The following is a 13,481-nucleotide window of genomic DNA, read 5'->3' on the forward strand; positions in this document are numbered from 1 at the left end:
GGCTCCTCAGTGGGCCGGGGTGGCGGCGGGGCGCGGCAGCCAGCGCTGGTGCACCGGGGCGGCAGGCTGCCGCAGCAGGTCCAGGCGCGGCGGGACCCGATCGGTGCGGGCGGCGGGCGGTCTGCCGCTGCCCGCCCTCCAAGCGGGTGCCCAGGGCGCGGCGGGGCCCTGGTAGCCCTGGGCGGCCGCGGCGTGCAGGGTCCACAGGGGGTCGTGCAGCTGGGCGCGGCCCACCCCGCAGAGGTCGGCCCGGCCGGCCAGGACGATCGAGTTCACGTCGTCGTACGTGGAGATCGCACCGACGGCGATGGTGGGCACTGCGGTGGCGTTGCGGATCAGGTCGGCGTACGGGGTCTGGTAGCTGCGGCCGTAGCGGGGCCGCTCGTGGGCGACGACCTCGCCGGTGGAGACGTCGATCCCGTCGGCGCCGGATTCGGCGAGGGCCCGGGCGACGGCCACGGCATCGGCCTCGCTCAGGCCGCCCTCGGCCCAGTCGGCCGCGGAGATCCGCACGAGCAGTGCCTTGCCGGCGGGCCACACCTCCCGTACTGCGGCCAACACTTCGAGCGGGAAGCGCAGCCGCCCGGCGAGGCCGCCGCCGTACTCGTCGGTGCGCAGGTTGGTCAGCGGCGAGAGGAACCCGGAGAGCAGCTGGCCGTGCCCGTACTGGAGTTCCAGTACGTCGAACCCCGCCCGATCGGCGCGCCGGGCCGCCCGGACGAAGTCCCGTACGAGGAGGTCCATGTCGGCCCGGGTGGCCTCGCGCGGTACCGGGCTCCGCTCGTCCCAGGCCAGCGCGGACGCGGCGATCGGAGGCTCCTCCCCGGCTTCGGCCCGGCGGCCGGCGTGGGTGAGCTGGATGCCGAGGCAGGTGTCGGACTGGCCGTGGACGAAGTCGGTGATCCGCCGCCAGGCGGCCTCCTGTTCGTCGGTGTAGAGGCCGGGGCAGCCGGGGGTGGCCCGGCCGGCGGCGCTGACCGCGGTCATCCCGGCGAGGACCAGTCCACTGCCGCCGACGGCCCGGGTGCTCAGGTGGACGAGGTCGAAGTCCCCCGGGACGCCGTCCCGCGCCGTGCCGAGTGCGGTGGGCGGGGCCACGACCCGGTTGCGCAGGAGCAGCCCGCCGAGCGGGAAGGGGCGGAACATCGGGGGCACGGGAGCGGAGGAGTTGACGGCGGAGGTGAACTCCTCGTCGCGCACGCGCAGGTTGTCGTAGGTGACGCGGCGGCTGCGGGTCAGCAGGTTGAAGGCGAACTGGGGCGGTTCCTGGCCGGTGTAGCGGCCGATGTTCTCGAACCATTCGAGGCTGGCCTGGGCGGCGCGCTGGGTGGATTCCACGACCGGGCGGCGCTCGTCCTCGTACGCGGCGAGCGCTCCGGGCACGTCCGGGTGCTCGTGCAGGCAGGCGGCCAGGGCGAGGGCGTCCTCCATGGCGAGCTTGGTGCCGGAGCCGATGGAGAAGTGGGCGGTGTGCGCGGCGTCGCCAAGGAGTACCACGTTCTCGTGCCGCCACGTGCGGTTGCGCACGGTGGTGAAGCGCAGCCACTTGGAGTTGTTGGGGAGCAGCCGGTGTCCGTCCAGGTGGCCGGCGAACAGTTCCTCGCAGCGATGGATGCTGTCGAGGTCGCTGGTGCCGGGCGGGTGGTCGCGGTCGGCGAACTCCGCGAAGCCCGCGCGCCGCCACGCGGCCTCGTCCATCTCCACGATGAAGGTGGAGCGGGTGGAGTCGTAGGGGTAGGCGTGCACCTGGAGGGTGCCGAAGTCCCGCTCCTCCACGAGGAAGGTGAAGGCTTCGAAGACCTTGTCGGTGCCGAGCCACATGTAGCGGCCGGAGCGTTCGTCCAGGTCGGGCTCGAAGACGTCCGCGTAGGCGGCCCGGGTGGCGGAGCGCACGCCGTCACAGGCGACGACCAGGTCGTACGCAGCGGCCAGCTCGGCGGCGGGCGGGGCCTGGGTGCGGTAGCGGACGTCGACGTCGAGGGCGGCGCAGCGTTCCTGGAGGATCCGCAGCAGCTGCCGGCGGCCGAGGGCGGCGAAGCCGTGGCCGCCGGAGGTGAGGGTGCGGCCGCGGTGGGTGACGTCGATGTCGCTCCAGCGGGCGAACTCCGCCGACATGGCCCCGTAGATCCCGGGATCGGCCTGCGCGATGCCGTCGAGGGTCTCGTCGGAGAAGACGACACCGAAGCCGAACGTGTCGTCGGGGGCGTTGCGCTCCCAGACGGTGACGTCCCAGTGGGGGGAGAGCTGCTTGGCCAGGGCCGCGAAGTACAGGCCGCCGGGCCCCCCTCCGATGACTGCTACGCGCACGGCGTACCTCCTCGTGGTTCCGGAACAACATATGGTGCTGATTTTGCGGTCGTCAACAATGCTCTACATCTCTCGCGAGGAGTTCAGGTGCCTGCGGGCCCGACTTCGTCAGCACCTCGCGCACGTCTGCGGGCCAGGGCGTGGTCCCGGTCGCGCGGGACGCGGAGTGGGCGATGACCATCCGCCCGGAGGCGGCCTCCACGCCCTCCTCGCCGTGGACCGTGAACACGTAGTGCAGGGAGCTGGCGCCGACCTTGGCGACGCTCAGCTCGATGCGCACGGCCTCGCCGAACCAGAGCCGGGCCCGGTAGTCGGCCTCGAAGTGGACGCGCGGGGTACTGCCGAAGAGGTGGGCCAGGCCCAAACGGCGCAGCAGCACGGCTTCGGCCGCCTCTACCCAGCGCACGACGGTCGAGTGGTGGTAGTGCCCGGCGGCGTCGGTGTCGGGCCACTCCACGCGGCGTTCGATGACCACGCCGGGCAGGTGCGGGACGAGGGCCTCGGGGCACCCCGCGGCGCAGCCTCCGTCGGCGTCGGGCGAGGCGGACCGCCCCGGGGCGGACGGCACCACGGCGGGTTGCTCCGGAGCGGGTTGCTCCGGAGCGGGCGGCACCACGGCGGATCGCGCCGGGGCGGGCGGTGCCGGGACCGAGGCCCTGGCTCGATCCCGCAGTTCGCCGCGCTGGAGCTTGCCGGTACCGGTGCGCGGGAGCCGCTCGACGAACTCGACGGCCCGCGGGTACTTGTACGGGGCGATGGACGCCTTCACGTGGGCCTGGAGCTCCCGGACCGTCGCCTCGTCGGCCGGGACCCCGGCGCCGAGCACCACGTACGCCTTGACCACCATGCCGCGCCGCTCGTCGGGGGCGCCGACGACCCCGCACTCCTCGACGTACGGATGCGCGGCGAGGGCCTTCTCGACCTCGGGGCCGGCGATGTTGTAGCCGGAGGAGACGATCATGTCGTCGCTGCGGGCGACGTACCAGAAGTACCCGTCCGCATCGCGGACGAAGGTGTCACCGGTGATGTTCCAGCCGTTCCTGACGTACACCGTCTGCCGCGGATCCGCGAGGTAGCGGCAACCTGTGGGCCCGGTGACCGCGAGCAGGCCGGGCTGTCCGTCGGGGACGGGGTCGCCGCGCTGGTCCACCACGGCGGCGCGGTAGCCGGGCACGGCCCGGCCGGTGGCGCCGGGCCGGATGTCCTCGTCGGCCGCGGAGATGAACACGTGCAGCATCTCGGTGGCGCCGATGCCGTCGATGATCCGCAGTCCGGTCGCGGCGTGGAACTCCTCCCACACCGCGGCGGGCAGCGCCTCTCCGGCGGACACGCAGCGGCGCAGCCCGGCCAGTCGGTCCACCGCGCCGACGGCCATGATCGCCTTGTAGGCGGTGGGCGCGGTGAACAGGACGGTCACGTCGTGCTCGGCGACGAGCTCTGCCAGTTGCTCCGGGGTCGCCTGCTCGACCAGCAGGGTCGCGGCCCCGGCGTGCAGCGGGAAGACCACGAGCCCACCGAGACCGAAGGTGAAGGCGAGCGGCGGCGTACCCGTGAACACGTCGTCGGGTCGGGGCTTGAGGACGTGCCGGGAGAACGTGTCGGCGTTGGCGAGGACGTCGCGGTGGAAGTGCAGGGTCGCCTTGGGGCGGCCGGTCGTACCGGAGGTGAAGGCGATCAGCGCCACGTCGTCGGCGGCGGTGGCGACCGTGAGGAAGCGTCCGCTCTTGGCCGCGCAGCGCGCGGTCAGGTCCGTGCCCTCGGGGCCGCCGTAGGCGAGGACCGGCAGTGTGCCGTCACCGGGGCCGACCATGTCGGCGAGCTCGCCGGTGTAGCGGTGGTCGCAGACGGCGACGGTCGGGAGGCTGATCTCGCACAGCTCGGCGAGTTCGGCGGCGCGCAGCAGCGGCATCGTCGTGACGGCGACGCCGCCCGCCTTGAGGACGCCGAGCCAGGCGGCCACGAGCCAGGGGTTGTTCGGGGCGCGCAGCAGGACCCGGTTGCCGGGCACGAGGCCGAAGTCCTCGGTGAGCACTTGGGCGACCTGGTTGGCGCGCTGCTGGAGCTCGCCGTAGGTCCAGCGTTCGGTCGGGGTCAGTAGACAGGGGCGGTCGGGACCCCAGCGCTCGACGGCTTCGTCGAGCAGGCGTCCGGCGCAGTTGAGGCGGTCGGGGTAGGCCAACTCGGGTAGTTCGAAGTTGAGTTCGGGCCAGAGGGAGAAGGCCGGCAGCCGGTCTCTGCAGAAGGAGTCGGCATGCGCGGAAGGGGAGAGCTCCATGGGGCGGCACCTCGATCGGGGAGCAGCAGGGGGAGATGCGGTGCAAGTTATCCCGAAAATTTCGCGACCGTCAACATTGCTCGATATTTTTGGGAACGCAGAGTGCCCGGGATCGCTACCGCGCCGCTCTCGAACCGGTTCAGCCGGCCGGCAGGACCACCCGGACGGACGTGCCGAAGTCGTCGGTCGCGACGGAGAGTTCGCCGCCCGCCTCGGCGGCCAGCAGCTGGATGATCAGCAACCCGCGGCCGCTTTCGGATTCGGGGTCGACCCCCGCGGCGGCATGCGGCAGCCGCAGCGGACGGACCCCCTGATCGGCGACCTCCAGCCGCAGCCATCCCCCGTCGAAGACCATCGCGACCCGCATCCGCCCGTTGGTGGCGGCGTGCTGGACCACGTTGCCGGCGAGCTCGCTGACGGCCAGCAGCAGGACGTCCACCACCTCGGCGGCGACCCGCCAGCCCTCCAGCACGACCCGGACCCGGGTCCGCACCAGCGGGACGGCGGCCACGGTGGGCTCGACCGCCCAGCGGGCGACGCCACGGCCCCGGACCGGAGCCCGGACCGGCTCCGGCGCCGAAGCCGGAGCCGGAGCCGGAGCGGGACCTCCGTGCCGCGTGGGGCAAGCGGGCCGCGCGGGGCTGGCGGGCTGCCCGGGGAGGGCGGGGAGAGTGGCGGTCGAAGCGGTGGTGAGCATGACGTGCTCCCAAAGGGGGGAAGGCGACGCCACCGCGGAGTATCTCGTGTAACTACCCCGGAATGCGGATGCCCCGTGGGCTTGTGGTCAGCGGAAATACGTCGCTAGAGTCGTGATTACACGTGTAACACGCTAAGACTCCCCGGTGCCCCGCGCAAGCATTTCGGACAAACGTTGCGAAGCCTGGACCGCCGCACCGGATCCGCCGGCCGCCGAGGCCGCACCACGACACGGGAAGAGCCCTGATGACGCAATCTCCCCCGGCCGAGTTCGACGTCGCCGACATGACCTGGCCGCCCCCGCCGTACCAGCAGCCCGTCACGCCCGTGACCGGCGCGGACGGCACACGCCGCTTCGACGGGATCACGTACGCGACCACCCCCGGCTACCGCCCCCGCCTCCTCGACGTCCAGCTCCCCGCGGGCGAGGGCCCCTTCCCGGCGGTCGTCTGGATCCACGGCGGCGGCTGGCTGGACGGCGACCGGCGCTACCCGCCGCCGACCGTGCCCGCCGCCCTGCTGCACGGCGCCGTCCTGGGCGCCGGGCTCGCGCTCGTCTCCATCGACTACCGGCACAGCCTCGAAGCCCCCTTCCCGGCGCAGCTGCACGACGTCAAGGCCGCCATCCGCTACGTCCGGCGGTTCGCCGCCGCCCTCGACATCGACCCGGACCGGATCGGCGTCTGGGGCGAGTCGGCGGGAGGCCACCTGGCCGCGCTCGCCGGCCTCGTCCGCCCCGGCAGCACCGACGCCGCCACGCTGGAGTCGCTGGAGGGCGCCCACGGCGTCGGCTCCGGCGACACCGACGTCCTCGCCGTCGTCGACTGGTACGGGGTCCACGACCTGATCGCCCTGGCCGCACACCCGCTGCCGATGCCGACCGGCGCCGAGTTCCCCAACCCGTACGACGCCCTGCTGGGCGTTCCCGCGGCCGAACAGGCGGAGCCGGCCCGGGCCGCGAGTCCCGTCACGTACGCCGTGCCCGGCGCGAACCCGCCCCCGTTCCTGCTGGTGCACGGCACCCGGGACGGCCTCGTCCCGTACAGCCAGAGCGAGGCCCTGGCCGAGAAGCTGACGGGCGCCGGGGGCGACGTCGCGCTGCGCCCCGTCGAGGACGCCGACCACATCTTCCTCGGCTCCCCCGACATCCCCGCGATCGTCGCGGAGAGCGTCGCGTTCCTGGTCCGCCACCTGGGCGCGCAGGCCTGAGCGAACCCGGACGCACCGCTTCACAGACCCGTTCCACCGTGGGGGCGCGGCCCGGCCGCGCCCCCACGCGCACGTCGAAAGGCAGTCATGTCCAGACCCACTCTCGCTCCGGCTCCCCGCGCCGCGGTCCGGCCGGAGCCGGACCGGCGCCACCGCGGCACCCTGCTGCTGGCCGTCGTACTGCTGGCCGCCCCCGCGGTCCTCGCCCTCGTCGTCCGCGCGGACGCCGCGAACCCGCCCTTCCAGGGCGCGGACGACCGCTGGCTGGACTGGATGGGCGGCCCCCACCAGGGGGTCCCGCAGCCCTCGCAGCCGTCCTCAACCTGTTCGGCGGCCCGCCGGGCAGCGTCGTCCCGCTCGCCCTGCTGGCCTTCCTGCTCGTCCGCAGGCGCTGGGTGTCGGCGGGCTTCCTCCTCGGGGTCTACCTCGCCGGCAGCATGCTCGTGGTGCAGGGACTCAAGCACCTGGTGGACCGCCCGCGCCCGGAGCACCCGCTGGTCCACGTCGACCACGGCTCCTTCCCGTCGGGCCATGCGGCGGGGGCGGCTCTACTCGTCGTACTGGTCGGGGTCCTGCTGGTCCCGGCGGCCCGGCGGCGCACCTGGTGGGCCGGCGGCACGGTCTTCACGGCGGCCATGATGTGGAGCCGCACGTGGCTGCACGCCCACTGGCTCAGCGACACAGTGGCGGGAGCGGCGGCCGGCGCCGGCACCGCCCTGCTGGCGTGGTGGGCCTTCGCGCCCGCGCTCACCCGAGAGGGCGACCGCCTGCGACGGTCGGCCGCGCGGCGATCGGTCTAGGACCCGTCCTTCGCACCGCGGGCCCGACCCGATCCGCACGACGCGCCTAGCCTTCGGCGCGCCCCGCTCCCGCCATGAACCGCCAGACCAGGGCGTGTCCCAGGACGATCAGTCCGATCAGCATCAGGGCTTCGGCCTGGATGGGGCGCAGGCCGACGTGGCCGGCGAGTTCGGGGAAGGCGCCGACGACGGCGATGACGGCGTAGAGCAGTGCGACGCCGGCCTGCTGGCACGTGACGAAGCGGTCGCCCCGGGCGCGGCCCAGCAGGCGCAGGGTGCACGCACAGCCGACCAGGGCGAGGACGACGAAGGCCGCGCGCCAGATCTGCGGCTGCTCGGTACCCCCGACCTGCGCGAAGAGACCCATCAGGGCGGGCAGCAGGAAGGACAGGTAGATCCCGCCGACGAGGCGCCGCAGGGCGGGGTCGCGCATCCAGTCCGCATGGCTCTGGACGACGTTCCACCACAGGCCGACCAGAGTGAAGCAGGTGGCGGAGAAGAGGGCGTAGAAGGTGCTGACATCCATGGACGCCGAGCGTGGCAGCGAGTCGGGGCGCGGCTGGCGCTACACGCCCTGAGGCCGGCGAGTCCCCGCCGGGACGGCTTACACGGCAGCGCGTGGGCTGGGCTCCGTGCGCCCGGACTGCGCCACGCGATGGGACCGCCCGTGCCGGACCGCGCACACGGGCGCGCCCGCGGCGCGGCGGCGAGGGGCGTGGGAGCCGCAGGGGCGGCACTCGTCGCCCGGCCGCCCAGCGTGCTCGGCCCGTCCTTCGCCCGCCGCGGTCGCCGGCGGCAGCGGGCGCGCGGGTCCATCAGGAGGTGTCGCGGTGGACGAGGAGGGCCTCGACGGCAGGGAGCGCGGGGGGCTTCCCCGTCTCGATCAGCTCGTGCAGGGCGTCGGCGACGCCGGCCGGCGAGGGCAGGTCCAGGCTGACCGTGGTGAGGGCAGGCCGCTGGAGGGCGGAGAGGACCAGGTCGTCGGAGCCGACGATCGCGACCTGGTCCGGTACCGCGATGCCCTCGGCCTGGAAGGCGTGCAGGAGCAGCGCCGCGTACTCGTCGTTGTAGGCGAAGACGGCGTCCAGGCCCAGGCTCGGCCAGCGCCGGGCGAGCGCCGTCGCGGACTCGCCGGTGTACGCGAGTTCCACCGGGGTCACCGTCGCCATGTGCCGGGCGGCGACCGACTCGGCCCCGGCGAGGCGCGGGCCGGCGAGGGTAGCCAGACCGCGTTCGAGCGGCAGGACCACGCCGATCCGGGTCCGGCCGCGGGCGATGAGGTGCTCGGCGGCGGTGGCGCCGATGTCCGCGTGGTCGAAGCCGATGGTGTGGACGCCGGGCACCGGGCGGGCGGCGAAGGCGAGCAGGCCGCGCACCCCGGCGCGGCTGAGCAGCTCGGCGGCCCCGGCGGTGAAGCGGTCGCCGTCGATGGCGATGACGGCGGCCGGGCGCAGCTCGGCCCAGGCGCGGGCCGCGTCGAGGGGGTCGGCGAAGCGGCCGGCGTGCAGGACGGCCGTGTAGCCGCGCCGGTCGAGCTCGCTGTGCAGGTCGTCCACCCAGTCGCTGACGAGGCGGCCGATCGCGGAGATCGAGGCGGGCATCAGGACGAGGTTGCTGCGGCCGGCGCGCAGGGAGCGGGCCGCGGCGTGCGGTACGTAGCCGAGCTGCCGGGCCGCGTCGAGGACGCGGCTGCGGGTGCCCTCGCTGACGCGGTGGCCGGGGGTGTCGTTCAGGACGAACGACACGGTGGCGCGTGACACCCCGGCCAGCCGGGCCACGTCGGCGCTGGTGATGGACACGGGCGACGGGGTGGTGCTCGTGTGCTTGGGCTCCCTGGGCATGGTCCTCGGTGCTCCTTGGGTCGACCGTCACCTCTCTCCCCAGGTTACACGAGTTAGATCATTGGGCTCCGCGGGCTTCGTGCATGCGGCGCGAGGGCCCGGCGAGGTCGTCCAGGGCGGTGACGACCGAGTCGAAGCGCATCGTGGTCCGCGCCTGCGCTACGTACGGCTGCCACTGCGGCATGCCGGAGTGGTTCGGGTCGCCGGTGCGGACGAAGGCGATCCAGGCCCGGTGCATGGTCCGCGCGAGGCCGTCGCGGACGGCGGGAGCGATCCCGGCGACGAAGGGCGCGTGCGCCCAGTGCTCGAAATTGTCGAAGACGAAAGGGAGTTCGAGGCAGTGTGCGGCGCCGAGCCGGCCTTCGTAGGCGGCTGCCTGGAGGTCGAACTGGTAGGCCCAGACGGGGCGGCCCGCACCGGCCCGGGCCTCGGCCAGGCTCACGGAGGGGACGCGGAAGAGCTCGTCGGTGATCAGGTCCATGAGGACGTCGGCGGGGCGGGCTCCGGGGCGAGCCGCTTCGTACGCGGCGTAGACCTCGGGGGCGGCCCCGGATCCGAAGGTCTCCTCGATCCGGCCGATCACCTGCTCCCTGGTGGCGGCCGCGTACCCCTCGTCGAGGGCGAAGCCGAAGTTGGCCTCCTCACGGGTCCAGCCGATCATGACGTCGATGTCGGCCGCGGCGCCGTGCAGCAGCGCCCGCGCGGGGTGGCGCGGGAGGGACTCCCCGTCGATGACGGGCAGGAACGGCGTCGGCCAGTAGCCCCACCGCACCGTGCGGGCGAACAGACCCCCGCCCGCGCCGATCAGGGCCTGCCAGGGCAGTGCGCGCAGTTCCTGCGCCGTCTTGGCGCCGGCGAGTTCCCGGTAGGCGGCGGTCCGCTCCCGGTACGCGTCGGGGTCGGGGAGGTCCAGTCCGAAGGGCGGGCTCTGCAGGATCACCCGGCGGATCAGCCCGGCGGCCCGCGGGTGCCCGGCGAGGGCGGCGGTGGAGACGGCTCCGCCGGACTGGCCGGCGACGGTGATGCTCTGCGGGTCGCCGCCGAAGGAGGAGATGTTCTCCTTCACCCAGTGCAGGGCGGCGAGCTGGTCGGAGAGCCAGGGGTTGGCGGCCTCGTCGTGCGCGTCGTCCTCCGGGGAGAGGTAACCGAGCGGCCCGATGCGGTAGTTGATGCCGACGAACACGAGGTCGCCGTCGCGCGCGAAGGTCTCTCCGCCGTAGCCGGGCATGGAGCCCGATCCGGAGACGAAGCCGCCGCCGTGGATCCACACCAGCACCGGGCGGCGGGCGTCGTCGGCCGCGGGCGTCCATACGTTGAGGGTGAGGCAGTCCTCGTCGAACGGGGGCGCTCCGTGGCCGCCGAGGACCGGGTCGCCGCCTTCGACGTACATCTGTGGGGCACTGGGCCCGTCGGTGCTCGCGTCGCGGGTTCCGCTCCAGCCGCGGTGCGGGCGGGCGGGCCGCCAGCGCTGGTCTGCGACGGGGGGTTCGGCGTAGGGGACCGCCCGGAAGACGCAGAGTCCGTCTTCGATCGCGCCGCGCAGCCGGCCCGCGGGGAGGTCGACCACGGGGGGCTGCGGAGTGCCGTGCTCTGTGGGTGCCATGGGCCCTTCTTTCGTCGCTCCGGGGAGCCGGCGGCGCATCGGGCGCACGCCGACCCCGGAACGACGGTATGTTGATTCTTGTACGACCGTCAATAATTCTCGATATTTAGCACTCACAGCCACAGGCTGCCGGCGGCGACCCGTTCCGCCTCGGTCCGCAGCAGCGGCTCGAACGCCCTCCACAGCAGCACGCAGGCACCGGCGCCGGCGAGCGCGCCGGCGAAGGTGTCGCTGAGCCACTGGGCGTGCAGCCAGGTGCGGCTGCCCATCATGGCGACGACGTACAGGCCGCCGAAGCCCCACCACCAGCGGCGCGCCCGCGGCGGGAACACCAGGACGGCCGCCACGAACACCAGCGCCACGGCGCTGAACACCTGGCCGGAGGGGTACGAGCCGTCGTTGACCAGGACCCACGGATGCGGCGGGCGGGGACGGTCGACGAACTGCTTGAGCGGGAGCACCACGAGGACGTTCGCGGCGATGCCGGCGGTGAAGGCGTAGAGCCCCGACCGCCAGCGCCCGTAGACGCAGAGGCAGCCGATCAGGCCGAGCGGCAGGACCGTGCCGAGCGGGCCGCCGAGCCGGTCGAAAACGATGGCGAAGCCGGTCAGGGCGTCGTCGCGCGAGCTGTTCACGGACGCGGCCCAGTGGTCGTCGAGCCCCTGGAAGAAGGGCCGTTCACCGACGGAGAGCAGCAGCCCGATCAGCAGCGCCCCGCACAGCAGACCCACCCCGACGGCCGCCGCATGGCGCGGCGGCGCGGCCGGGAGATGGTGCCGGGGGGCGGGAATCGCGAACGGGGGCGCCGAACGCCCGGAAGGGGGCACGGCGGAGGGGGAAAGCGGCATGGCGGGCCTTTCACGGGGGCCTCCCTGGGCGGTGGGGGCACGCGGAGAGCAGGCACGGGCGGTGGAGGAGTTCACGGGGGCGGCGGCCACGGGCGGCGGCCGGCCGGGGGCGCCGGGCGCCGGAAACGAGGCACCGGAGACGGGCACCGGGCTCCGGAGCCGCGGGGTGGAGCGGATCTCCCGATGAGCGGCGCCGGCGGCGTCGCGACGCGGCACGGAGTATTGCGGATGCGTGACCACCGCCACAAGCACAAGAGGGATTCAGGACACAACAGCCCTGCTCAGTGACCTTGAGAGGGTGGTTACACGTCCTCGCAGGGTTACCCATCAGTCGGTCACGATCCGCACATCGCCGCATCTCAACCCCTAGCGAGGCCCTGAAATGGGTGCTACACAGTGTCCAAGCGGCGTAGGTGACACGTGTAACAACATCATGTGAACCGTGGCTGCCTGCCCGCCCGAAGCGTCTCCATCCGCATCCCCTGGCGCCCTCCACACCGCACAGCCGGCCGCATGCCGCCAGCGCTGCGCCGCTCCCCGCGCCGAGCCTCCGCACCCCTTCTCGCTCCGTCCCCCGAGGAGTCGTCATGGCCCAGAACGAACTCATCGATCCGCCCGCCCACGCTGATCCGGAACCGCCCCGCCAGCGCGCGCTCCTGCCCCTGCTGCTGGTCGCCAACTCCGCGATGCTGGCGGTCTACATGGGCGTCGGATCGATTCTGCTGCCCACTCAGGTCGCCGCGCTCGACCCCGCCCACAAGGTCGCCGTCCTCGGCGTGATCGGCGGGGTCAGCGCGGTCTTCGCGACCGCCTTCAACCCGATAGCCGGCGCCCTCTCCGACCGCAGCGGCCGCCGCAACCCCTGGGTGCTCGGCGGCGCGCTCGCCTCGCTGGCCGCCCTGGCCTCCCTCGGCTACGCCACCACCGCGCTGCTCCTCGGCATCGGCTGGTGCCTGGTGCAGGCGACCATGAACGTCTTCCAGGCCGCGGTCACCGCGATCGTCCCAGACCGCGTGCCCGTGGCCCGGCGCGGCACCGCATCCGCGCTGGTGGGGCTGGGCCTCCCGATCGGCGGCACGGTCGGCGTGCTGATCGCCTCCCGGACCGCGGAGCACCTGCGCACCGGGTACCTCGTCTTCGGCGCGATCGTCGCCGCCTCGGCCCTGCTGCTCACGCTCACCTGCCGGGACGTCCCGCGCACCGGCCCCGCCCCGGCCGCCGTGCCCAAGCGGGCCCAACTGGCCGCGTTCCTGTCGGCGCTGGCGAACCACGACTTCCGCTGGGCGTTCATCGGCCGGGCCCTGATGGTCCTCGGCTACTTCTCCGTCGTCGGCTACCAGCTGTACGTCCTGGACGACCACATCAGCCTCCCGGCCGGGCTGACCCCGCCCGCCGCGATGGCGGTGCTCACCCCCGTGTCGATGGTCGCGATGGCCCTGTCGACCGTGGTGGGCGGGTTGCTGTCCGACCGGTGGGACCGCCGCAAGGTGTTCGTCGGCGTCTCGGCCGCCCTCGCCGGGCTCGTCATGGTGGTTCCCGTGGTGAGCCCGACCTGGACGGGCATGCTCGTGTTCAGCGCGCTCAACGGCCTGGCGTTCGGCTGTTTCATGGCCGTCGACACCGCGCTGGTCACCCTGGTCCTGCCCCGGGCCGAGGACGCCGCCCGCGACATGGGCGTCCTCAACATCGCCAACGCCGGGCCGCAGATCATCGCCCCGTTCGTCGCCTCGGCCGTCGTGACCGGCTTCGGCGGATACACCCCGCTCTTCCTCGTCGGCGGGGCCCTCTCGCTGATCGGCGCACTCGCCATCCTCCCGATCCGCGGCGTGCGCTGATCCCCGCCGGGCCGCCGCTTCCCGGATCGCGGCGGCCCGGTCCGCACTCCGGCGGGCGCATGCCGAG

Annotated in this window: 10 protein-coding genes and 1 pseudogene; 3 read left to right on the forward strand and 8 right to left on the reverse strand. The window is 73.7% G+C overall.

Annotated features, from left to right (window positions below):
* Positions 1–6 precede the first annotated feature (6 nt).
* The 4 genes and pseudogenes from OG974_RS07570 to OG974_RS07585 form a co-directional block, all read right to left on the reverse strand.
* A complete protein-coding gene (locus tag OG974_RS07570; protein WP_328761729.1) occupies positions 7–2,307 on the reverse strand; it encodes an FAD-dependent monooxygenase in 2,301 nt (766 codons plus the stop codon).
* Positions 2,308–2,359: 52 nt separating this feature from the next.
* Positions 2,360–2,923, reverse strand: a complete 564-nt coding sequence (locus OG974_RS07575) for an acyl-CoA thioesterase (protein ID WP_328765124.1) — start codon at positions 2,921–2,923, stop codon at positions 2,360–2,362.
* A 27-nt stretch (positions 2,924–2,950) separates the two neighbouring features.
* Positions 2,951–4,582, reverse strand: a pseudogene (locus tag OG974_RS07580) (AMP-binding protein); the annotation flags it as partial.
* Positions 4,583–4,721: 139 nt separating this feature from the next.
* The gene (locus tag OG974_RS07585; protein ID WP_328761731.1) at positions 4,722–5,279 is read right to left on the reverse strand and encodes an ATP-binding protein; all 558 of its coding nucleotides are present in this window, start codon (positions 5,277–5,279) and stop codon (positions 4,722–4,724) included.
* Between the two features lie 245 nt (positions 5,280–5,524).
* Here OG974_RS07585 and OG974_RS07590 point away from each other — a divergent pair, with 245 nt between their 5' ends.
* Entirely contained in the window at positions 5,525–6,487 is a 963-nt protein-coding gene (locus tag OG974_RS07590; protein ID WP_328761733.1) for an alpha/beta hydrolase, read from the forward strand.
* A 395-nt stretch (positions 6,488–6,882) separates the two neighbouring features.
* Positions 6,883–7,287, forward strand: a complete 405-nt coding sequence (locus OG974_RS07595) for a phosphatase PAP2 family protein (protein WP_328761735.1) — start codon at positions 6,883–6,885, stop codon at positions 7,285–7,287.
* Positions 7,288–7,333: 46 nt separating this feature from the next.
* Here the strand turns inward: OG974_RS07595 and OG974_RS07600 are convergent, their stop codons facing one another.
* The 4 genes from OG974_RS07600 to OG974_RS07615 form a co-directional block, all read right to left on the reverse strand.
* Positions 7,334–7,813, reverse strand: coding sequence for a hypothetical protein (locus OG974_RS07600; protein WP_327281885.1), 480 nt, complete (start codon positions 7,811–7,813; stop codon positions 7,334–7,336).
* A gap of 289 nt (positions 7,814–8,102) precedes the next feature.
* Positions 8,103–9,128, reverse strand: a complete 1,026-nt coding sequence (locus OG974_RS07605; RefSeq protein ID WP_327281886.1) for a LacI family DNA-binding transcriptional regulator — start codon at positions 9,126–9,128, stop codon at positions 8,103–8,105.
* Between the two features lie 58 nt (positions 9,129–9,186).
* A complete protein-coding gene (locus OG974_RS07610) occupies positions 9,187–10,731 on the reverse strand; it encodes a carboxylesterase family protein (protein WP_327281887.1) in 1,545 nt (514 codons plus the stop codon).
* A gap of 113 nt (positions 10,732–10,844) precedes the next feature.
* The gene (locus OG974_RS07615; RefSeq protein WP_328761738.1) at positions 10,845–11,579 is read right to left on the reverse strand and encodes a phosphatase PAP2 family protein; all 735 of its coding nucleotides are present in this window, start codon (positions 11,577–11,579) and stop codon (positions 10,845–10,847) included.
* 587 nt (positions 11,580–12,166) lie between these two features.
* Here OG974_RS07615 and OG974_RS07620 point away from each other — a divergent pair.
* Entirely contained in the window at positions 12,167–13,414 is a 1,248-nt protein-coding gene (locus OG974_RS07620) for an MFS transporter (protein WP_327281889.1), read from the forward strand.
* Positions 13,415–13,481 lie beyond the last annotated feature (67 nt).

The sequence above is a fragment of the Streptomyces sp. NBC_00597 genome, from assembly GCF_041431095.1.
Lineage (GTDB): Bacteria > Actinomycetota > Actinomycetes > Streptomycetales > Streptomycetaceae > Streptomyces.